At 43.5% G+C, this 22337-nt stretch carries 24 protein-coding genes and 1 tRNA gene; 2 read left to right on the top strand and 23 right to left on the bottom strand.

The annotated features are described in order from the left end of the window. Nucleotides 1–52: 52 nt before the first annotated feature. From tehB to K1J10_RS03525, 16 genes are all read right to left on the bottom strand, one after another. Complete coding sequence (gene tehB / locus K1J10_RS03600) at nt 53–913, bottom strand: SAM-dependent methyltransferase TehB (protein WP_048689588.1); 861 nt, start codon at nt 911–913, stop codon at nt 53–55. Nucleotides 914–1072: 159 nt separating this feature from the next. Continuing rightward, nucleotides 1073–2818: a C69 family dipeptidase gene (locus K1J10_RS03595; RefSeq protein ID WP_048689593.1), complete on the bottom strand. Its 1746-nt coding sequence runs from the start codon at nt 2816–2818 to the stop codon at nt 1073–1075. A gap of 184 nt (nt 2819–3002) precedes the next feature. Continuing rightward, complete coding sequence (gene smpB / locus K1J10_RS03590) at nt 3003–3470, bottom strand: SsrA-binding protein SmpB (RefSeq protein WP_048689598.1); 468 nt, start codon at nt 3468–3470, stop codon at nt 3003–3005. Next, entirely contained in the window at nt 3433–5790 is a 2358-nt protein-coding gene (rnr, locus tag K1J10_RS03585; RefSeq protein WP_223355898.1) for a ribonuclease R, read from the bottom strand. The genes smpB and rnr overlap by 38 nt, the downstream gene beginning before the upstream one ends. Before the next feature lie 126 nt (nt 5791–5916). Next, entirely contained in the window at nt 5917–6150 is a 234-nt protein-coding gene (gene secG / locus K1J10_RS03580) for a preprotein translocase subunit SecG (protein ID WP_135782613.1), read from the bottom strand. A 43-nt stretch (nt 6151–6193) separates the two neighbouring features. Next, entirely contained in the window at nt 6194–6343 is a 150-nt protein-coding gene (gene rpmG / locus K1J10_RS03575) for a 50S ribosomal protein L33 (protein ID WP_081453577.1), read from the bottom strand. After that, the gene (locus tag K1J10_RS03570) at nt 6333–7532 is read right to left on the bottom strand and encodes a multidrug efflux MFS transporter (protein ID WP_223355903.1); all 1200 of its coding nucleotides are present in this window, start codon (nt 7530–7532) and stop codon (nt 6333–6335) included. The genes rpmG and K1J10_RS03570 overlap by 11 nt, the downstream gene beginning before the upstream one ends. A 16-nt stretch (nt 7533–7548) precedes the next feature. Next, complete coding sequence (gene coaE / locus K1J10_RS03565) at nt 7549–8145, bottom strand: dephospho-CoA kinase (protein ID WP_223355897.1); 597 nt, start codon at nt 8143–8145, stop codon at nt 7549–7551. Further along, complete coding sequence (gene mutM, locus K1J10_RS03560; protein WP_223355896.1) at nt 8146–8970, bottom strand: DNA-formamidopyrimidine glycosylase; 825 nt, start codon at nt 8968–8970, stop codon at nt 8146–8148. A 45-nt stretch (nt 8971–9015) separates the two neighbouring features. Further along, on the bottom strand, nt 9016–9915 hold the full coding sequence (gene era / locus K1J10_RS03555; protein ID WP_016465947.1) for a GTPase Era: 900 nt from the start codon (nt 9913–9915) through the stop codon (nt 9016–9018). Nucleotides 9916–9944: 29 nt separating this feature from the next. After that, the gene (locus K1J10_RS03550) at nt 9945–10343 is read right to left on the bottom strand and encodes a diacylglycerol kinase family protein (protein WP_048789580.1); all 399 of its coding nucleotides are present in this window, start codon (nt 10341–10343) and stop codon (nt 9945–9947) included. Further along, nucleotides 10324–10821, bottom strand: a complete 498-nt coding sequence (ybeY, locus tag K1J10_RS03545; RefSeq protein ID WP_048689623.1) for an rRNA maturation RNase YbeY — start codon at nt 10819–10821, stop codon at nt 10324–10326. The genes K1J10_RS03550 and ybeY overlap by 20 nt, the downstream gene beginning before the upstream one ends. A gap of 91 nt (nt 10822–10912) precedes the next feature. Then, nucleotides 10913–12649 (bottom strand): ABC transporter ATP-binding protein, encoded by a 1737-nt coding sequence (locus K1J10_RS03540; protein ID WP_223355895.1) that lies wholly within the window; start codon nt 12647–12649, stop codon nt 10913–10915. A gap of 1 nt (nt 12650) precedes the next feature. Further along, nucleotides 12651–14375 carry an ABC transporter ATP-binding protein gene (locus K1J10_RS03535; RefSeq protein ID WP_223355894.1) on the bottom strand — a complete coding sequence of 575 codons (1725 nt, stop codon included), beginning with the start codon at nt 14373–14375 and terminating at the stop codon, nt 12651–12653. A gap of 403 nt (nt 14376–14778) precedes the next feature. Continuing rightward, nucleotides 14779–14851 (bottom strand) — tRNA-Thr (locus K1J10_RS03530). Nucleotides 14852–14901: 50 nt separating this feature from the next. Then, nucleotides 14902–15471, bottom strand: a complete 570-nt coding sequence (locus K1J10_RS03525; protein WP_061564225.1) for a GNAT family N-acetyltransferase — start codon at nt 15469–15471, stop codon at nt 14902–14904. 202 nt (nt 15472–15673) lie between these two features. On the opposite strand from K1J10_RS03525, the gene ald reads away from it, so the two are divergent. After that, nucleotides 15674–16786: an alanine dehydrogenase gene (gene ald / locus K1J10_RS03520; protein WP_061564226.1), complete on the top strand. Its 1113-nt coding sequence runs from the start codon at nt 15674–15676 to the stop codon at nt 16784–16786. A 47-nt stretch (nt 16787–16833) separates the two neighbouring features. Here the strand turns inward: ald and K1J10_RS03515 are convergent, their stop codons facing one another. From K1J10_RS03515 to rplK, 7 genes are all read right to left on the bottom strand, one after another. After that, entirely contained in the window at nt 16834–17832 is a 999-nt protein-coding gene (locus K1J10_RS03515; protein ID WP_172605100.1) for a PhoH family protein, read from the bottom strand. Nucleotides 17833–17922: 90 nt separating this feature from the next. Next, nucleotides 17923–18138, bottom strand: coding sequence for a YozE family protein (locus K1J10_RS03510; protein ID WP_048689636.1), 216 nt, complete (start codon nt 18136–18138; stop codon nt 17923–17925). A 10-nt stretch (nt 18139–18148) separates the two neighbouring features. Next, nucleotides 18149–19003 (bottom strand): RNA-binding virulence regulatory protein CvfB, encoded by an 855-nt coding sequence (gene cvfB, locus K1J10_RS03505; RefSeq protein WP_048689640.1) that lies wholly within the window; start codon nt 19001–19003, stop codon nt 18149–18151. Between the two features lie 106 nt (nt 19004–19109). Beyond that, nucleotides 19110–19667 carry a ribosome recycling factor gene (frr, locus tag K1J10_RS03500; protein ID WP_048689643.1) on the bottom strand — a complete coding sequence of 186 codons (558 nt, stop codon included), beginning with the start codon at nt 19665–19667 and terminating at the stop codon, nt 19110–19112. An 18-nt stretch (nt 19668–19685) separates the two neighbouring features. Next, on the bottom strand, nt 19686–20417 hold the full coding sequence (pyrH, locus tag K1J10_RS03495; RefSeq protein ID WP_006595852.1) for a UMP kinase: 732 nt from the start codon (nt 20415–20417) through the stop codon (nt 19686–19688). A 180-nt stretch (nt 20418–20597) separates the two neighbouring features. Beyond that, nucleotides 20598–21287 carry a 50S ribosomal protein L1 gene (gene rplA / locus K1J10_RS03490; protein WP_223355893.1) on the bottom strand — a complete coding sequence of 230 codons (690 nt, stop codon included), beginning with the start codon at nt 21285–21287 and terminating at the stop codon, nt 20598–20600. 97 nt (nt 21288–21384) lie between these two features. Beyond that, nucleotides 21385–21810, bottom strand: a complete 426-nt coding sequence (rplK, locus tag K1J10_RS03485) for a 50S ribosomal protein L11 (protein ID WP_006595850.1) — start codon at nt 21808–21810, stop codon at nt 21385–21387. Between the two features lie 160 nt (nt 21811–21970). Here rplK and K1J10_RS03480 point away from each other — a divergent pair, with 160 nt between their 5' ends. Continuing rightward, nucleotides 21971–22315, top strand: a complete 345-nt coding sequence (locus K1J10_RS03480) for a DUF3397 family protein (RefSeq protein WP_006595849.1) — start codon at nt 21971–21973, stop codon at nt 22313–22315. Nucleotides 22316–22337: the final 22 nt, after the last annotated feature.

Genomic DNA, 22337 nt, shown 5'->3' with positions numbered 1-22337 from the left:
AGATATAAAAAGACAAGGACGACTGCAAGGGTGTCCTTGTCTAGAGAGCTATTTATATTTTCTTGGCTAGCATGGTCGCAAAGCGTAAGGCAATTCGATTGCCATTTTCATCACGTCGGTGCAGATGCCCTGGATTTTCATTGTATTTAACGAGTTCCCAATCTTTGTAGTAGTCTGCTAGCTCGCCTTCCTTAAAAGTAAAGGAGAAAGGAACCTGGCAAGGATAGTCCTCTGTATCCATGGCACAAACGATCAAGTTATAGCCACCTGGATTGGTCTGGTCTTGCATATTTCGAATAATCGCCGGAATGCGATCCGCTTGCAAGAACATGAGGACAACCGTTGAAACAATCAAGTCATAACTTTGTTTTAGGTTCGCTGAGTTGATATCATAGAGTCCCACAGTCATTTCCAAATCTTCTTGCTCTACAATACTTTGTAGGATCTCTAGGGCCAATTCATTTTGATCGACTGCTGTCACTTCAAAGCCATGTTGGGCTAAAAAGAGAGCGTTTCGTCCTTGTCCACACCCCAAATCCAAGGCCTTGCCTGGAGAAAGGGACTCCATGGCTTCTAGCACTTCTGAATGGACGGGATTGCTATTATATTTTTTGGGAAAATAATCTTTGGGTTCACAGTAGAATTCCAAAAACCATTCCACATCATCTGTAAGGGCCTCTACGCGGTGCCAAGCTTGAGGTTGTGCCATCGGGTTATCCGCACCTGCCTCAAACACATGGCTGGCTACTTCTTCCCCATCTTCCGTCAGCTCAACAAACTTGAGTTTTCCTTTGAGAACGGTAATCTTTCCCCAAGTACCTACTTTGGTATTGTGTTTTCTTTGGACTGCTTCAGGCATGGTATCCTTGGTCCACAAAGGCATCCGTTTATAAGCAATTAATTTTTCAGGCATCCGTTTCTTCTCCTTCTTTCTATCTATCCCTATCATACAAAAATTGCATGCAAATAACAATAAAAAGAGTGGAATTACAAGCTCCTTTTGTGAAGACTTCTATTCCACTCTCATAGAATCCAGTTGAGGCAGGATGCTGATTTAGCAGTCTCAGTCTACTTATTCTTCATTTTCATTCTTTTTTGATTTTTTAAAGTAGAAACCTGCCAAGCCAAATCCTGCAAGTGCCAAAACTCCTAAGACGGCAGATAAACTGCTGTTTGAATCACTTGCCTTGCTAGATGATTGACTAGAAGCTGTTTCTTCCTTCTTTTCTGTCTCTTTCGATGCATCTTTTTTAGCTTGAGCTGCTGCGACCAGATTGGCCTTGTTATAGCCATCATAAACAAAGTCTGCTTCCAAACCTTTTTCTGTACGAATCTTATCTTCCATCTCACTTTCAACTTGCTTGATTTGTTTGAAGATAGTTTCCGCACGTTTAAGTGAGTCACTTGTTACTTCGTCTGCAGTAGCTTTCGCTTGGTCATCAGTGAGTCCACTGTATTTTTGATCCAAAGCTGCTTGTTCTTTGATCCAGCCTTTTTCCAATTCTTTCCACTTCTCTTGGATGCTATTACCAAATAGATCTGGGTATTTCATGACCATTTGGTCAATATGCCAAACAGCCCAATACCAAGAAGTTGGATCATATTTGGCAGAGCGAACTTTGAATGGTGCGTAGGTATCGTTGACAATACCATAGAATGGCACATAAGGCGTGTTCCGGCTTTGAGCGAGACCTAACCAAACAACACCACCAAATGGTGTTGGCAAGTCCTTCTTAATTTGGTATACGTGGGCGTTAATGACGTTTTCATTTCCCAAAGCATATTTGTATTTATTGGTATCGACTTCTTTACCTGGTTCCACTAAGTCATCTGGTGTGTATTGTTTGAGGTGTTCGAACCGGTTCCGTTGTTCAGCGAAAACATCTTCTAGACTATACTTTTTAGAAGGATCCGTTGGTTTGTGCAAGAGGTCAAAGTGCTTATCATCATATTTGATGTCCGCTTTAGGATCCATCAAGGTAATCCCTGCATAGGTCCGTGAGCGGTTGCGTTCGGTATATTCATCTGGACCATATGAGTCTGCAATATGGAAGTTACCATCTTTATCAGTCTTGTAGTGGTCTGCCTTTTTAGCAACTGCTTCCACATCTTTTGAAGCAATGACATTGTCCTTGTCCTTGAAATCCACATGTCCTAGATAGTAGGTATTGGCAAAGATGGCATAGCGGTCTTGAGGGAATTTAATGGCTACATATTGGTGACCAGAGAGGATTTCCATGTACCAGAGTTCATCTTTATCTGCTACGACAATGATGTTTCCTTCGGCAGATCCTTTTTCATCAAGTACCTTGGCAACCAACTCAATTCCTTCACGAGCTGTTTTGGCACGTGGGAGAACCAAGTCTACCATAGCAGCTTCAGCCAAGCCATTTTTCACAAGTGGATCTGCTTCCAAAATCTTATCGTGTGGGGTTGCAGATACGGTAGAAGTCATGGAAACGCCCGCTTCGTTAAAGCCGTGTGCTCCGAAATTCCCGTTGGAACCATCTCCATGGGCTGCATCATAAGTTGCGGTATATTTCATTTCATGACTCAAGTGGGGATAAGCAAAGCCGTTGGATTCGTCCTCCAACATATCCCCATCCTTATAGTCTTTGGCAGGTACCACTTCGTAAGTTTTATTGTGGCGACCACCATCGGGAGCATAAGGATAGTCTTCAGTCCGCCCAAAGAGCATGGAACCATCTGTCGTGAGTTCCTTCCCAACAATGAAGGCTGAGCAGGCCTGCGCAACTTGAACTGGAATCAAGGCAAAGGCCATCAAAGCAATCATCAGTTTGACCAGTAGTTTTCTCATAGTCGATCTCCTTTATGACTACAAAAGAGGCTAGAAAATCATTTTCAAGCCGACGAAAAACAACTATACCAACGCTACCTTCAGTATACTCTTATCCAGATAATAATGCAAGCGGTTTCAAGAAAGGAAATTTAAAAATAGGAACAGTTTTCAGCCCTTGCTTCAGCTGTTCCTATTTCTTACTTTAACGCGTATTGTATTGCTTCATGACACGAGCAATGTCACGATTTTGCTCCCGCCGTTTGATGGATTCACGTTTGTCATAATCGTGCTTCCCTTTGGCTAAGCCCAGCAAGAGCTTGGCGTAGCCATCCTTAAGGTAAACCTTAAGGGGAACTAGAGTCATCCCTGTTCCTTTAGTCTCCTGCTCCAACTTTTGAATTTGCTTCTTATGCAGCAAGAGTTTGCGACGACGCTCTGGGTCTTGGTTCCAGATATTGCCTTCCTCATAGGGAGCAATATGAACATTGCTGAGCCAGACTTCCCCATTTTTGACTTGGGCAAATCCATCCTTGAGGTTGATACGAGCTGCTCGAACACTCTTGATTTCTGTACCAGTCAGGACCATTCCTGCTTCAATGGTTTCAACAATTGTATAATCGTGGCTTGCTTTCTTATTTTGTGCGACGACCTTTCCCTCGCCCTTTGCCATGCTTAGCTCCTTTCTTAGCTACTTCCTTGTAAAAAGGTTTCTTACTCTTTTTCTTCTTGTCTTTTGAAGAATGCTTGCGCTTGTTCTCTCTAATGCCCCCTTGCTTACGTTCTTCTTTCTTAGAAGAAGGGCGCTTAGAGTGTCCTTTTCGATCTTTACGGCCCGATGCTTTAGTGACTTTTTCAATCAAATCCAGCTCACTTGGGATATAAGAAAAATCAATCTCGCCAGTCATCTTATCCGCTCTTTCGACCCTGATTCGAATCTCCTGACCAACACGGAAAGTGACGCCTGATTTTTCCCCGCGCAAGGTCAAATCGCGCTCGTTAAAATGATAAAAACCAGGTAAGGTAGTGATATGGATCAAACCTTCTACGGTATTTGGCAATTCAACAAAGAGACCAAACTTGACGACACTGGACACCAAAGCATCGTACTCTTCGCCAACATAGTCCTCCATGTACTCTGCCTTCTTCATAGCTTCCACTTCCCGTTCGGCATCAATGGCGCGGCGTTCCCGACTAGAGGATTGGCTAGCAATATCTGGAATGACCTGTTCAAAATGACTAGCTACTTCAGAATCTTTTCCATACTCTCGCACCATGCGGTGGACTAATAAGTCTGGATACCGGCGAATCGGACTGGTAAAGTGAGTATAGAACTCAGCTGCTAGCCCATAGTGTCCATGATTGTGCTCGGAATAACGCGCCTGCTGCATGGAACGAAGCAACATCATGGACAAGACATCGGCATAAGGTTCCCCTTCTACTCTCTTCATAATGTCCTGCAAGGTTTCCTGACTCATGGAACTAGCTGTCCCATAAATAGGAAGGCCAAAGCTAGAGGCATAATCGATAAACTTTTGCACCTTCTCTGCTTTGGGTTCTTCGTGAATCCGGTAAATAAAGGGAAGTTTTCGTTTGGCAAAGTGCTCAGCCACTGTCTCATTGGCAATCAGCATGAAAGATTCAATCATCCGTTCTGCAATTCCCCGTTGACGCAAGACGATGTCGACTGGTTTTCCTTGAGGATTGACTAGGATTTTAGCTTCACTGGTATCAAAGTTAAGAGCCCCTCGTTTTTCCCGCATTCCTTCTAAGATCTGATGAAGACCAACCATGGCTTCGATACTTGGAACAATAGCTTGATATTTCTCACGCTTCTCTTGGTCTCCCGAAATGATATCATTGACATCACTATAGGTCATACGGAAAGTCGTTTTAATGACCGTTTGGGTAATCTGATAACGAAGGACCCGACCACGCTCGTCAATCTCCATAATGGCTGATTGAGTTAAGCGATCCACTTGAGGGTTTAGGGAACAAATCCCATTGGATAACCGCTCTGGTAACATGGGAACAACTCGATCGGTTACATAGACAGAAGTCGCACGGTTGAGAGCTTCCTTGTCCAAGGCAGAACCTTCGGTTACATAATAAGAGACATCGGCTATGTGAACTCCTAGTTCGAAATTCCCACCTTCCAAGCGTTTAATATGAACCGCATCATCCAAGTCCTTGGCATCGGCACCATCAATCGTAAAGATGATTTCATCTCGAAGGTCCAAACGTCCTTCAAAATCCTTCTCAGATGGCTGATCTGGAATGTTCTCTGCTTCTTTGAGGACTGCTTCTGGGAATTCTGAGACAATATCCATAGACTCGAGGACTTCCAATACATCGATTCCAGGGTCTGTTACATGTCCAACCACATCTTGTACAGAGGCCACAAAGTAATTGTGTTTCCGACTCGGATACTGATCAATAGCAACCTTGAGAACTTCTGTCCCCTCCAATTGCAGGGCTGGCTTTTTCACATAAATGCGTTGGCTAATCTTTTGATTCTTTGAAACGATGTAGCCAGCATACTTGGGCTTTTCTTCATCCAGAACGATTTGACCAACGACCGTTTGGAGACTATGCTCCAAGACATCAATAATTCTTCCCTCTGCTGCAGTTCCCTTTTGACGGTCCGCTACCTTGGTGATTACAACTTCAACCGTATCTCCATCAATGGCATGGTTGATATCATTTCGTCCGATAAAGAGGTCCTCTTCTTCTCCTTCGAGACTAACAAAACCGAAGCCACTTTTATGGGCATGAAAAATGCCTTTCACGGTAATGGTCCCTTTTGGTTTCGCATCAAGGAGACTTAAAAAGCCATTTTCTTCAAAGGTCAATTGACGACGTCGCTCCATCAGCGAAATGGTCTTAATCAGTTCACGAAAATCTTTGGCGTCTGTAGTCCCAATGGCTTGGGCCAACTGGTCAACTTGAGCTTTCCCCTCCTGTTTTAAATAATCAATAATTCTACTTTTCATATTTTGTGCTGGATAGCCAGCCTCCTTTATTTTCTTTCTTTTAGAGGGATTTCTTTGTAAGTTACAATCCCCCTATCACACAACTCATAGATGAAAAAATAGGCAAAGACAATGTCTAAGCCTATCTTATTTACTGGATAATACCATTAAAATCATCGCAATGAGTAACCAAAGGAAAATCATAACCCCTGTCATTCGTTGCATGACCGCTTCGAATCCACGAGCTTTTGAACGTTCGAACAAATCATTTGAACTAGCATCAAATACGTTGCTTGATTGATTTTTAGTTGGTTGCATAAAGATAGCGATAATAATTAATACAGATAGTACCAATAAAATAGTAATCAACGGTTTAGTCATAATTAAAAAACTCCTTAAAATCTTATCTATTTTACCATAAAAATCATTTTGTTTCAAGATGTAATGTCACTTTTCTTTCTTTAGGACAATACTTCAGAACTTCAATTTTTTCAGGGTGGGTCTTCATATTTTTACTTGTCAAATAATTCTGACTGCCACAACTCGTGCAGGTTAGTTGTACTTTAATGCGCACTGATTTCTCTCACTTTCAAATACTTTCTAAAGATGAATAAAAGGAAGGCCAAATCTATAAAGGCCAGGATAGCAGTCCCATAGAATACCCAATGGTAATTGACATGCATGGCAATACTAGAGCCCATCATGGGACCAAGAACTCCCCCAACATAAAAGAAGAGTTGGTTGTAACTAAAAATCCGAGAAATTCCTTCCTTGGGAGTCATGCGGTTTAAGAGAGCCGTCACTCCAGGCATTAAGGCTCCTGTCCCAATTCCAAATAGGAAACGAAGAAAGCCTAATTGAAAAGGGGTCTGAGCAAGGGCACAGAAGATATAGAGGATCCCACTATAGAGAAGGGCTAAAAGTAAGAGGCGATGGTTGCCAATTTTATCTCCGAGCTTTCCCATCCATCCCGATGTCAGGATACTGGAAATCCCCATAGCTGATACAATCAAGCCAGATACAAAAATAACATTGTCGCTCTGACCAAGCTCTCTTACATAGAGTGGAAGAATGGGAGAAATAGATTGGCCTATCATCTGGATGGTCATACTGGTCAAAAAAAGACCCAGTAAAATGTCCTTATGCTGGATAGAAGCCAGTAAATCCCAGCTTGAAAGATGCTCCTCCTTCGATATTTGTTGGTAGTCTTCCTCAATGCCCCACCAAGTCAAGACAGAGACGAGAAAGAGGAAAAAACCAACGAGGAGAAAGACATTCCGCATGCCAAATTGCTCCGCAATCAATCCACCCAATAAAGGCCCCATTAAGGTACCAGCAACGGTTCCGGTCGATAAGGTTCCAAGAGCATATCCGGATTGATTCTTTGGCACCTGACTGGCAATGAGAGCCGTACTGTTAGGAACAAAGCCCGAAAAGACACCATTTAATAAGCGTAGGAGCAACAACCAAAAGACGGAAGGGACAAAAGCAATTCCTCCCATGGTCATGGTCATGGCAATCGAGGCTCTCAACATCATGGGTTTCCGACCATAACGGTCCGCCAAACTCCCCCAGATTGGGGCCATTAGAGCGGAAGTCAAAGAGGAGGAGGCGACTGCAATCCCAGCATAAAAAGGAACTGCCGGACCTTTTATCCCCAACTCCTCCACAAATAGAGCCATAAAAGGGACTACCAACGAAAGACTGGCACCTACGAAAAAACAGCCAATCCAGGCAATAAAAAGATTTTTACGCCAATTGATTTCCAGTGAAATAGGATCATCTTCTTTCTATTTGTTCTAAAGCTCGATCAATTTGCTGATAGAGACGATCACGCTTGCTATTGTTATCGATCACGAGATCGACAAAAGCTTTTTTCTCATCTAGAGGCATCTGGGCTGCCAAACGATCGCGCGCCTGGACCTCCGTTAGGACATTTCTTTCCATTAGACGTTGCAACTGGGTATCTTCCGTCACATAGACCAGCCAAACTTGGTCAAACCAATCCAGATATCCCTGCTCGATTAACAAGGGGATATCCATGAAAAAGAGGTCTTCTGTTTTAGCTAGGCGATCCCGTTCTCGCGCCAAAGCTTTGCGAATGATCTCCCCTTGTACTTGGTTGGACCAGGCAATATCTTTCTGGCTTGAAAAGATGCGTTGAGCCAGAGCAGGACGATTCAAGTCTCCAGTATCTAGGAGGATGTCCCTTCCAAAATGCTCTACTAAAGCTCGATAGAGTTCTCCACCTGGTGCCTGCAAGTCATGGACCACTCGATCAGCATCAATGACAGGATAACCTTTTTCTTTCAAATAGGAGGTGACAGTGGACTTTCCTGAAGCAATCCCTCCTGTTAATCCAATGATTCTTGCCATCTAGTTCTCCTTTTGACAGTGCGGGCAAAAATGGGTTCCGCGTCCTCCCAGCTGGATTTTCTCAATTGGTGTCCCGCAGCGCAAACAAGGCTGACCTGTCTTTGCATAGACTTGGTGTTGATCTTGCATGGTGCCATCCTCTCCAAAAGCATTGCTGTAAGAGCGAATAGTGGAGCCACCTTTTTCGACAGCCTGAGCTAATACGGCGATTGTTTCCTTTCGAATAGCTTTGGCTTCTCTAGCAGTCAAGTTTTGACCCAAACGAGCTGGATGAACCTTGGCACGATAGAGGACCTCATCTACATAGATATTTCCCAGACCTGCCACCAATTTTTGGTCCAAAAGAGCTGATTTAATGGGTTTCTTTGATTTTTTAAGAGCTGCTTGGAAGGCTGGCCCTTTAAAATCCGCTTCTGTCGGCTCTGGACCAATCTTTTTCGCCAAAAAGTAGCTGTCTACAAGCTCAGGTACTAAGACTTCCATGGTCCCAAACTTGCGGACATCTTCATAGACAAGGGTGCTGCCATCAGTAAAATAAAAGAAGACATGGGCGTGCTTGCGAAAAGGGACTTCGTCTGGATAAAAGAAATACTTGCCTTCCATACGTAAATGCGAGATCAAAACCAAATCCGTCAAATAAAACAAGAGGTATTTCCCGCGGCGTCCCATGGCCCGAATTTCTTGACCTGGGAGATCTTGACGAAAAGCATCCAGATCCGTCTGAATCATCTTGGGATACTTTACTTCCACTGATTGGATGGTCTTCCCAAGAATTAATTTCTCAAGCCCACGTCTTACGGTTTCAACTTCTGGTAATTCAGGCATAGAACTCCTTTCAAAAACAAGAAGCAGGCTTCTGCCCACCTCTTCTTAGTATTCTTTTTCGTTATAACCGAAATCGGCAAGGTCCAATTTTTTATCCCGCCAATTTTTCTTGACTTTGACCCAGGTTTCTAGGAAGACCTTGTCCCCTAGCATGAGCTCAATATCCTTACGCGCAAGGGTTCCGATCTTCTTGAGCATGGCACCGCCTTTTCCGATGACAATGCCTTTTTGGCTATCGCGCTCGACCATGATGGTTGCTCGGATATGGACCTTATCTGTCTCTTCATCCCGCTTCATAGAATCCACCACTACGGCAACAGAGTGAGGAATTTCTTCCCGCGTTAAATGCAAAACCTTCTCACGGATCATTTCAGAGACCAAGAAACGCTCTGGATGGTCAGTAATTTGATCAGCAGGGAAATATTGGAAACCTTCTTCTAAGTTTTCGCTCAAAATATCAATCAAATGCGAAACATTGTTTCCTTGAAGGGCTGAAATCGGCACAATTTCCTTGAAGTCCATCTGACTACGGAAGTCATCGATTTGCGCCAAGAGTTGGTCAGGGTGCACCTTGTCGATCTTGTTGACCACCAGAATAACCGGCACCTTAGCAGCCTTGAGGCGTTCGATGATCATGTCATCGCCCTTCCCACGCGGTTCATCTGCTGGCACCATAAAGAGAACCGTATCCACTTCTCGAAGGGTGCTATAGGCCGACTCCACCATGAAGTCTCCAAGCGCTGTCTTTGGTTTGTGAATCCCTGGGGTATCGATAAAGACGATCTGTTCCTTATCGGTCGTGTAGATTCCCATAATCTTGTTGCGCGTTGTCTGCGCCTTATCACTCATGATGGCAATTTTTTGCCCCATGACGTGGTTCAAAAAAGTTGACTTCCCGACATTGGGACGTCCTAAAATGGCTACAAAGCCTGATTTAAATGTCATAGTTTCCTTTCATGAGGGAAGTCTCCCTCTTATCCAAATACTAGAGCCCACAACTTGGGCACAAATATAATAAGACCTGTCACCAAGGCAAAGCCCGAAATAACGAGAACCGCTCCTGCCGCCATATCTTTGGCATTCTTTGCCAGCATGGAGAAATGGTAATCGCTCGCCAAATCCACTACATTTTCAAGAGCAGAATTCATGATTTCAAAGGCAATGACCAAAGAAACACTTAAGAGTAGAAAGAGCCACTCTGTTGCCGAAATGCCAAAAAGGAAGCCTGCAACAATCGCTAAGATAGCTGAAAGTGCATGCTTACGCATATTTCGTTCCTCTTTAAAGGCTGTGAAAATCCCTGTTAAAGCAAATTCAAGACTGGCAATCAGTTCTCGATTTTTCCATTTTCGTTTATTGTCTTGTGAGTCCATAGGCTGTCAAAATCTCTTCCTGTAAGCCAAACATTTCCTTCTCTTCTTCCGGAGTATAGTGATCATAACCGTTGATATGAAGGAAGCCATGCACTGCTAAAAAGCCCATCTCGCGCTCAAAGCTATGACCATACTCAGCCGCTTGCTCACGCGCCTTGTCTACAGAAATAAAGAGCTCTCCAATATAGGTATCGAACTCTGCCATCATTTCTGCCAATTCTGGATGGTCTTCTAAATCTTCTTCTGAAAAAGCAATGTCCATCTCTGGTTTGTATTCCAGACTGATCACATCCGTTGGGCGATCCGTATCCCGGTATTCCAAGTTCAATTCATGGCTTCGTTCGTTGGTTACAAAGGTCACTGCCATTTCCTTGTCTTCTTTGCCCAATTTTTTTGCAGCAAATTCTAAAATTTCCTGGGTTTGTTTGATCATTTCTTCAGAGACTTGACCGGTCTCATCAACCATTTCAATATACATCTTGGATCACCTCACTATCATTTCAATTATAGCATAAAAATAGCGTATATACTAGAATACACGCTACTTTTACTATTTGAAGAATGCCCTTTTATTCAACCGTCTGTTGGATAGCTTGCATCTGGGCATAGATGCCACCATGGGCAATCAAGTCTGCATGTTGGCCCCGTTCGACAATGCGTCCTTCTGATAGAACCAAGATCTGATCCGCATCTTGAATGGTTGATAAGCGGTGGGCAATGATAAAGGTCGTCCGGCCCTTTTGCAGGACTGCCATAGCCTTCTGAATAATCTCCTCTGTCTCCGTATCAATGTGAGAGGTCGCTTCATCCAGAATCAAAATTTTCGGATTCATGTAAAGGGTCCGCGCAAAGGAAATCAATTGACGCTCCCCACTTGAGAAGGCCGAGCCTTTTTCAACTACTGGATGGTCAATTCCCTTTTCCAATCTCTGGATCATAGGCAGGGCACCGACCTGTTTCAGAGCATCCAAGACGCGATCACGGTCAATATCTGTTTGACTCATGGCCACATTGCTAGCAATGGTCCCTGAGAACAGATAGGGATCCTGTAAGACAATTCCCATATGGGAGCGAAGACTCTCTCTAGAGAAATGACGAATATTCTGACCGTCGATCCGAATTTCTCCCTCCTGCGAATCATAGAAACGATAGAGCAAGTTCATAATGGAGGATTTACCCGAACCGGTATGGCCAACTAAGGCAAGGGTTTGACCCGGATGAGCTTGGATGGAAATGTCCTTCAGAACTGGCTTGCCTTCTTCATAGGCAAAAGTGACATGATCAAACTCCACAGCCGCCCGATCTATTTGGATCTCTTCTGTTGCATCTGCCTCTACCTTTTCATCTAGGAAAGTCAAGACCCGTTGCCCTGTTTCCAGAGAGCGTCGGATATCCGGAAGACGACGGATCAAATTGGCCATGAGATCAAAGAGCTGAATAACATAATTGAGATTGATAAACAAGAAACCTGCAGTCATCCCCAAATCTCCCCCAAGATAGGATAGACCTGCAATGGTTAAAATTCCTGCAATGACGATGTATTTCAAGAATTCTGTCAGGCTCCAAGAGGCAATGGAGTCTGCTAGAACCAAACGATCATAGGCCACAGTCATCTTGTCTGTCGTCTGATCAAACTCATCAATCACGCGCTCTTCTTGTCCGTAAAGTTGGATCATACTCGCTCCATGAAGCAGTTCATTAACCTGGGTATTGATCTCACTTCTGGAATCAAAGAAGTCCTTCATGGGCTTGTCCGTCATGCGCTTATACAAGGCCTGAATCCCGTAAAAGATAGGGAAAATCAAGCATAAGAGGAGACCCATCATGGGATTGATAGTAAAGAGAACTCCCATGATAAAAAAGAAACGCATCAAATGAATCACCAAATACATACAAGAATTGTAAAATTGAGTCCGTAAGGTCTCTGTATCATTAACAATTCGTGTAGCAATTTTCCCTGCTGGCTTGTCATCAAAGTAGGAAATCGGTAGTTGTTGCATCACGAGGAAGGCTTGATCGCGTAGCTGTGCAGTTACCTTATTGCCTCCATGGATCAAAACCCGATTGCCTATATAACTGACAATCTGACCCACTGCCAAAACAATCAGATAGAGGACACCCATAGGATAGAGTGCTCCTAACTCTCCTCCCTGACTCAAGGCTGTCAAGGGACCATCAATCATTTTTTGTAGAATAAATGGCGATAGATCTGACAAAATCGTTGCCAGCAAAAGACAGATGAAACCTAGGCCAAAAATACCAGGAAAAAGGGATAGTTTTTGTAATAGTCGTTTTAAAATACCCATCTTATTCTCCTTCCTGTCTTTGTTGCCGTTGGTATTGTTCGTAATACCAACCTTCTTGAGCCAGTAAATCACTAGCTGTTCCTTCTTCCACGATCCGTCCTTGATCTAACACAAGGATCCAATCTGCCTGATGGACAGCCGAGAGACGGTGAGAGACTATCAAGGTTGTCTTTCCTTGGCGCTCTCTTTGAATGGTCTCAATAATGGCCTGTTCCGTCTTGGCATCCACTGCGGATAAAGAATCATCCAAGAGGAGCAACTGGGCATCACGTAAAAAGGCACGTGCCAGAGAAATCCGCTGCTTCTGCCCTCCCGATACGGATACTCCCTTTTCTCCGATCAAAGTATCCAGGCCATCCGACATCCGTTCCAAATCATCTGCGAAGGCTGCCTGAGCGATAGCATCCATGATTTCCTCTTGACTAGCTCCCTTCTTACCAAGGGAAATATTTTCTAAAATAGACTTCGAAAATAGGATGTGTTCCTGAGAGACGTAACCGATTTTTTCCTCAATAGAGCGTCTCACATAGCGTGTAACGGACTCCCCATTAATGGTAAACGTCCCTTGCCCAAGTGGGTATTGACGTAAAAATTGACGGACCAAACTTGTCTTTCCTGCTCCTGTTCGACCTACAATCCCAATGGTTTGCCCTTTATTGAACTGCAAAGAAATCTGCGAAAGACTCTCCTTCTCCGCCATTGGATAGGTAAAAGTATAGTTTTCGAAAACCACCTCATTCAGTTCCTCTAGCCAATCGTCCCCATCTCTTTCCAAATCATCATCCTCTTCGACCAATTCTGACAACTTTTTGTGGGAAGTCTTGGCTGTTTGATAGACAAGGATAAAATCTGCTAGCATCCACATCGGCTCAATCAAGGCCACTAGATACAATTCTAGACCTAGCAGTTGACCCAAGCTAATCTGCCCAGTTTTCAAGAAATGGCCCCCACAGACCAAAAGAAGGACGGTTGAAACCCCGATAAAGAAGAGAGCAAAAGGACCAAAGGCATTTTGAATAGAGGCGATCTTATCCCCTGTTTTGGCCAAACTTTCTGTCCGCTCTTGAAATTGTCGCACCTGACGCTCCTTACGGCTATAAGCCCGCATAACCCGAATCCCTTCGATGGATTCTAGGACCTCATCATTCAAGTGAGCCACCGCATCACGGTTTTCATCCACATAGATCTCTTCCTTTTTGCCGAGGAGATAGGTTGATAAAACCAGAAAGCTCATGGGAATAAAGGAAATCAAACTCAACTGCCAGGAAATCAAGAACATGGCTGGAATGATAAAGAGGAACAAACCTCCCCCATAAAGGACAATCAGCATTCCATAGCCGACCATCCCCATCATCCCGTCTACATCCGTGGTAAAACGTGTCAAGAGATCTCCTGAGCGAAACTTTTCATAAAATGGCCGTCTCATGGCTACGAGCTTACGAAAAGCTTGCCCCTGTAATCTAGCCTTGTAATGGACCGAAGCTTGAAACAACTTCAGATGCCAGTAGTAAGCGGAAATGTAATTTAAAAAAGTAGCTCCCAACAAGAGAGCAATATCTCTCGTAAAACTTGACTGAGTCAAGGTCTGCTTGCTCAGCTGGTCGACTAGTCGTTGAATGACCTGTGTAGGTATTAAAATTGTATAATCATAAATCACTAGGACCACAGCAATGCTGAGATACAGCCACTTATGCTCCCAGATGTACTTCCATAAAGCTCCTATCATCTTCTCCCCTTTCAAAATGGCACAGAAAAAACCCAAGTAGGAGCTGAGTACGTGCTCAGTCCACACTTGGGCCTTCTGATGCCTGTCACCAATTCAGTTAAGGCAGGCAAAAATGCATACAAAAAACCCAAGACAGACTCCTCCATCTTGGGTTTCATTCAATTTTTACATAGAACTCAACTGAGATTGGAGAAGCTGTGTATTCAATTGTGTCATCAAAACATCTACTTTGTTCATGATGGTTTTCTCCTTTCTCTTTGTTGTTCTAACTTTACCACGGATTTCTGTGCTTGTCAACGTTTTTTTGAAAATTGTTGAAAAAAGATCCATAAATAGGCACTAAATTAGAAATTAAAGCACAAAAAAGAAGCCTAGATCCTCTCTAAGCTTCTCTCTTCTTCTATGCTAGTTGCCGGGATTGAACCGGCGACCTCATCCTTACCATGGATGCGCTCTACCGACTGAGCTAAACCAGCAGTACCTATCTACTATATCATGGAGATAGGCCTTTTGTCAATATCCTGACTCATTTTTCTGCCAAATATTCTTCCTTTGTGAGGACATAATGAACTCTCGTCACCATTCTCCCTTCTTCATGCAGGTCTAGCATCGCGTAGGGCTCTTCATGAGAATATTTCATCCCTGATTTGGCCATCACCCGTCCAGAAGCCGGGTTGTCCTGATCATGAACAGCAATGAGCTTGTTCATCCCTAACTGTTCAAAAGCCAGGGCAATGACTGCCTTGGTAGCTTCTGTCGCAAGACCTTGGTTCCAATAATCTTTATTCAAAACATAGCCGATACTCCCCTTTTTCAGAGAAAGATCCAAATCCAGTAAATCAATAGTCCCGATAAATTTTCCATTTTCTTTGAGTTCGATCCCCCATCTGCCAAGTGGGCTCGCTAGGTAAAAGAGGGCAATATTATTACGCGTCTCTTCTAGACTTTGATTGGTTGGAAAAGTGTAGCGCGTAACTGTTTCATTAGAAGCGTACTCAAACATAGACGGTGCATCTTCTAGAGTGACCGGACGCAAGTGCAAGCGCTCAGTCTCTATTTCTCGATAAGCCGCTAACTTCACATATAAATTTTCCATTTGACACTCCTTCTTTAGGGATTAGTTTAGCAAATAACATAAAGGAAGGCAAGCTCAAATTTTTCTTGCTTTTTAACCCATTTTTCTATACAATAAAATCAATCAAAACAATCAGATGAGGAGTGAAAAGGTCATTGAGTTAGGAGAGCAATCTCATGCCAATGACCTTTTCACACCTAAATCTAAGTAAGGAGAAATAATCATGTTAATTGGTATTCCAAAAGAAATTAAAAATAATGAAAATCGGGTCGGCTTGACCCCTGCAGGTGTACAAAGCTTGGTGAAGAAAGGCCATCAAGTTTTGGTAGAAACAAATGCCGGACTTGGTTCTGGCTTTGCCGATGAAGATTACGCCAAACAAGGAGCGACTATCGTTGCTACTGCGGCAGAGGCTTGGGCAGCTGAATTGGTAGTCAAGGTCAAAGAACCCCTCGCTGAAGAATACGGCTTCCTTCGTGAAGACCTCTTGCTCTTCACCTACTTGCACATGGCTGCTGCCCCTGAATTGGCTGATGCCATGGTGACTGCCAAGACAACTGGGGTGGCTTACGAAACGGTTCGAGACCTTGAAGGACAATTGCCTCTTTTGGTACCAATGAGTGAGGTTGCTGGACGAATGGCCGTTCAAATCGGGGCTCACTTCCTCACCAAACAAGAAGGTGGATCTGGTGTCCTCCTAGGTGGGGTACCTGGTGTTCCTAAAGGGAAAGTTACCATCATCGGTGGTGGGGTCGTTGGAACCCACGCAGCTCGGATCGCTCTTGGACTCGGCGCCCAAGTTACCATCTTGGATATCAGCGCTAAACGCTTGTCTGTCCTAGAAGATGTCTTTGGTCACCAAATCCAAACCCTCATGTCCAATCCATTTAACATTGAAGCCAGTGTCCGTGATGCCGATGTTGTCATCGGAGCCGTCCTAATCCCTGGAGCTAAAGCTCCTAAATTAGTGACAGACGATATGGTCAAACAAATGCGTCCAGGTTCTGTCATCGTGGACGTAGCCGTCGACCAAGGTGGTGTTATTGAAACTGCAGACCGTGTGACAACACATACGGAGCCTGTTTACGAAAAACATGGTGTGCTCCACTATGCCGTTGCCAATATCCCAGGCGCTGTCGCTCGTACTTCTACCATTGCCCTCACCAATGTAACCCTTCCTTATGTCGAAGCTTTGGCTGACAAAGGTTTCCATAAGGCCATCGCCCTTGATGAAGGATTGCGCCAAGGTGTTACTACTTACCAAGGCCATATCACAAGCCAACCAGTTGCAGAAGGGCTAGAACGCAACTTCACACCAATTGATGAATTGGTTTAATTTCTAATATTTAAAAGGCAAAGATCATAAAATCTTTGCCTCTTCTTTTATTCTGCTTCTTCTTCCACATCCAGTTTTTCTTTGAGGACTGGATTCGGAATGGGCTCGTAGGCCCGGATAATCTCTGCTACTACTGGATGACGAACAACATCCTTGGCAGAGAAATGCACAAAGTCAATCTGAGAAATATTTTTTAATTTCTCCTGAGCATCAATCAAACCGGATTTGACATTTCGAGGGAGGTCAATCTGGCTGGTATCTCCATTGACAATCATCTTGGAGTTAAAACCAAGACGGGTCAAAAACATCTTCATCTGCATGATGGTGGTATTTTGCGCTTCATCGAGGATGACAAAGGCATCGTCCAAGGTCCGCCCCCGCATATAAGCCAAAGGCGCAATCTCGATAATCTCCCGCTCCATCATCCGAGTAGTTTGGTCTTTCCCTAAAATCTGGTAGAGAGCATCATAGACCGGTCGTAGATAAGGGTCCACTTTTTCCTTGAGATCTCCTGGAAGGAAACCAAGGCTCTCTCCTGCTTCTACAGCTGGACGGGTCAAAATGATCCTCTTAACTTGACCACGCTTGAGGGCGGTGACGGCCAAGGTCACCGCTAAGAAGGTTTTCCCTGTCCCGGCTGGTCCAATCCCGAAGGTCACATCATGGTGCTTGACACTATCGACATAAATCTTTTGCCCCAGCGTTTTGACCCGAATGGGCTTGCCGTAGCTATCCTTGATGATTTCTTCTTCATACAAGGCGACGAACTTATCCAACTCATCATTACGAACCATTTGAATAGCTGTTACGACATCCGGCGTCCCGATGATCATACCACGATTCACCAAGATCAGCAAAGCCTCAATGACTTGTCTAGCTTTCTCACAATCTTCTTCTTGCCCAATGACCTGGACAATTTCTGTTCGTGCATGGATGATCACATCCAACTCTTGCTCCATCAAACGCAAATGACGCTCATTGGATCCAAACAGATGGAAGAGATCATCTGGATGACTTAATTGAATATCAATTGAATGTTCTTTCAAATAAAGAACCTCTCTATTTCTGTAAGTTTTCTCTATTATAACAAAGTGACCGAGAATTGACCATCCCCGGCTCACCACTATCTCCTGTTACTAATGACCTAAGTATTCTTCCCAGATCGCATCAAATTCTCCTAGATTAAAGGAGAAACTGGCATGTTCTTCCAGAAAGCGGCTGACCTCATCAAAATCATCTGTATGTTTTGGAAAGGCAGACTCATGAAAAGCTAGATCAGCTAGCAAGGCTTTCGGAGCATTGCTTTTGGGATTGCGCTCTGTCATCAGCCAAGTGTAAAATGATTTTCGCATAAGGCTCCTCTTAGATTAGTTCCGTTCCAAACTGGTCTTGCTTGATTTTTTTCGCTTTCATCAAGCCACCCAGAGCCTTTTTGAACTGCCCCTTGGAAATTCCAAAGGTTGCCTTAATCTCTTCTGGGGAGGACTTGTCATTCAAGGTCATAAAGCCACCATTCCCCTCCAAGTAAGCCAAAATCATCTGCGCATCGTTTTCAAGCATTTCAAACGAGCGTGGTTTCAAGGACAAATTCAAGGTCCGATCCACCTCTCGGAAACCGATGACCCGAGCATCTAAGACTTGTCCCAAACGGGGTTCGGCATAGCGCTCACTTGGATGGATAAAGCCCAGCATATTGTTTTCAGGCAGGTAAACAAAGGTCCCTGAAAGTTTTAAGCGATAGACGATGGCCGGCCAGTTCTGGTTTTGCATATTGTTGTAGGCTGGACGAGCAATTCGTTGGAAGTCTTCTTGGTAGGCCAAGACACCCCAGATCCGATCTTTTTTATCAACTTCTAGGCTAACAAAGAGTTTATCGCCTTTTTTCGGCCACAGATCCTTGATTTCTGGCAAAATATCCAGAGAGACGACAATCTCCTTATCGGGTAGACCCGTATCGACAAATACACCCAGGTCCTTGCGAACTTCAGTCACTGTCCCCCAGCCAAATTGGTCCTGACGGGCTGTGACTTCTAGGGTGGTCAGACGCAAACGTTGCTTCATATCCGTATAGGCAAAGCCCTTGACGGATTCTCCAAGTGCATGCTCTCCTTCAGACTTGTCCAAGGCATAAGTCTGCCCATCCTTCTGGACAAAGTAAAAGCGATCATTCTCATCCGTTACAAGGCCCACGATATCATGTGCGAGGTTGGTATTCATTTTTTCCTTCTTTCTGGCTAAAGCTCATCAATAGCCCCTTAATGGAAATAAAACTCAGCCAGCAGTGCCAACTGAGTTCATTTCCTCTGTAAACTGCTGGAAATGATTAAACTTCAAGCAATTCTTTTTCTTTGTGTGCTGTCATTTCATCAACATGTTTCACAGCATCATCGGTTACTTTTTGGATCTCTTTCTCAAGATTCTTCAATTCATCTTCAGTGATTTCTTTAGCTTTTTCTTGCTTCTTCGCTTCATCCATCGCATCACGACGAATGTTACGGATCGCTACTTTAGCATTTTCACCGACTTTTTTCACTTCTTTGGCCAAGTCACGACGAGTTTCTTCTGTCAAAGCTGGGATGACCAAACGGATAACCGAACCATCGTTGGCTGGAGTAATGCCAAGATCAGAAGCATTCAAAGCGTGCTCGATATCTTTCAATGAAGACTTGTCAAAAGGTGTGATCAACATCACACGAGCTTCTGGAATGGTAATCGATGCGATTTGATTCAATGGAGTATCAACTCCGTAATATTGAACATAAATACGATCCAAGAGACTTGCATTTGCACGGCCTGCACGGATACTTCCAAATTCACGTCCCAAACTTTGGTGAGACTGAGTCATTCTTTCTTTAGCTTTTTCTACGATTGGATTTGCCATTTTATTCCTCTAACTTCCTTATTTTTCTACATTATTAGAAACAGTAGTACCGATATTTTCTCCAAAGACAACGCGTTTGATGTTCCCTGGCTCATTCATGTTGAAAACGACTAAGTCAATATCATTGTCCATTGAGATGGTCGATGCTGTCGAATCCATGATACGAAGGCCTTTATTGATGACATCACGGTGAGTTAATTCTTCAAACTTCACAGCTGTCTTGTCTTTCTTTGGATCAGCATTATAAACGCCGTCAACACCATTCTTAGCCATCAAGATTGCGTCTGCTTCAATTTCAGCGGCACGAAGAGCAGCCGTTGTATCCGTTGAGAAGTATGGAGAACCAATGCCTGCACCAAAGATAACAATACGCTCTTTTTCCAAGTGACGAAGGGCACGGCCGCGGATATAAGGCTCAGCGACTTGTTGCATGGCAATCGCTGTTTGGACACGCGTATCTACTCCAACCTGTTGAAGAGAATCCGCCATCACCAAGGCATTCATAACTGTTCCAAGCATTCCAGTGTAATCTGCTTGAACGCGATCCATACCTGCTTCCGCCGCAGGTTCTCCACGCCAGAGATTTCCTCCACCGATAACGAGAGCAATTTCAATTCCAAGGTCATGAACTTCTTTGATTTCAAGGGCCATCTTTTGAACCGTTTTGATATCAATTCCGACACCACGCTCACCAGCTAATGCTTCACCTGATAACTTAATTAAAATACGTTTATACTTAGGTTCTACCATTTTGTCACTCCTTCTTTAATCTGTATTATTTTACCACAAAAAGCGTTTTTTATATAGTGATATTTATCAAAAATATTTTAAACCTTCCAACTTCAATTCCCTGCCAGAAGTTAGATATATTTTTAGAATTAAGTGAAAGAATTGTCAAAAAAGCTACCCGAAGGTAGCTTTGATTTCTAATTAAAGTGAGTTAACATCCACTTTGATACCAGGACCTTGAGTTGTAGTCAAAGTCAAGCTAGTTACATAAGTACCTTTAGCTGTAGCTGGTTTTGCTTTTTGGATAACATCGTTGAAAGCTTTGAAGTTTTCAACCAATTTGTCAGCGTCAAATGACACTTTACCGATGATCGCTTGTACCATACCTGCACGGTCAGCACGGTAAGTGATTTTACCACCTTTAGACTCTTCAACTGCTTTAGCAACATCCATTGTTACAGTACCAGTTTTAGGGTTTGGCATCAAGTTACGTGGTCCAAGGACACGTCCAAGACGTCCAACAAGAGCCATCATGTCAGGTGTAGCGATAACAACGTCGAAGTCCAACCAACCATCGTTGATTTTCGCAACAAGGTCATCTTCACCTACAAAGTCTGCACCAGCAGCTTTTGCTTCTTCAGCTTTTGCACCACGTGCAAATACAAGAACGCGAGCAGTTTTACCAGTTCCGTTTGGCAATACCATTGCACCACGGATTTGTTGGTCAGCTTTTTTCACGTCGATGTTCAAGTTGTAAGCAACTTCTACAGTTGCGTCAAATTTTGCAAAGTTAGTTTCTTTTGCAAGAGCTACAGCTTCTTCTACGCTGTATGCTTTTGTGCTGTCGATTTTTTCAAGTGCAGCACGAAGTTGTTTGCTTTTTTTAGCCATTTTATCTTTCTCCTTGTAATGTGGTCATATCGATTTTCATCTCCCACGTCACTCGTCTCATGATCAAGTGTATTGCGGGCAAATAGGATTGTTACAATTAGTCAGTAACAGTGAATCCCATAGAACGAGCAGTACCTTCGATCATACGCATTGCAGACTCAATGTTTGCAGCGTTCAAATCTGGCATCTTAGTTTCAGCAATTTCTTGTACTTGCGCACGAGTAACTGTTGCAACTTTCGTTTTGTTAGGTGTACCTGATCCTTTTTCAACACCTGCAGCTTTTTTCAAAAGAACAGCAGCTGGTGGTGTTTTTGTAACGAAATCAAATGATTTATCTTCATAAACAGTGATCACAACTGGGATAATCATTCCAGCTTGGTCAGCTGTACGAGCGTTAAACTCTTTAGTGAATCCCATGATGTTGATACCTGCTTGACCAAGTGCTGGTCCAACCGGTGGAGCTGGAGTAGCTTTACCAGCAGGGATTTGCAATTTTACAAGTTTTTCGACTTTTTTAGCCATTTCTTAAATCCTCCTTTGTGGTTTTGGCGGTAATTACAGATTTTTACCTCCCACAAGTATGCTCTGCGCATACCTTTCTATTATACACTATTTTCTTCCGAATGCAAGAAAAAATTTCATTTCCATCACACTTTTTTTACTTTTGTGATAAAATGGAGGTATGTTAATAAAAGTTGCTTCCCTTGTATTTATTTTTTTGACCCTGATTCTCAGTGGGATTATTATTCGAGTCTTTAAACTGCGTCGATATGGCTGGAATTTTGCCGATCTGGCTTTTCCTCTGTTCGCGCTTGAATACTATTTGATTTCAGATGCGGCTTACTATCATAATTTGTTGCCGCAATTGTTATTGGCCTTGTCCCTCTTAGCTATCGGCTTGACTATCTATTTCTTGAAAAAGAGACGTAGCTTTTACTATCCGAAATTTTTTAAGTACTTTTGGAGAGCAGGTTTTCTCATTACCTTCTTCCTATACCTCATCATGACGATTAGTCTCTTTATCTGATTTTAATAATAAAATAACGGTA

This window comes from Streptococcus australis (genome assembly GCF_019930045.1).
GTDB classification, from domain to species: Bacteria; Bacillota; Bacilli; order Lactobacillales; family Streptococcaceae; genus Streptococcus; species Streptococcus australis_D.
This window is presented reverse-complemented; position numbering and strand designations above follow the sequence as displayed.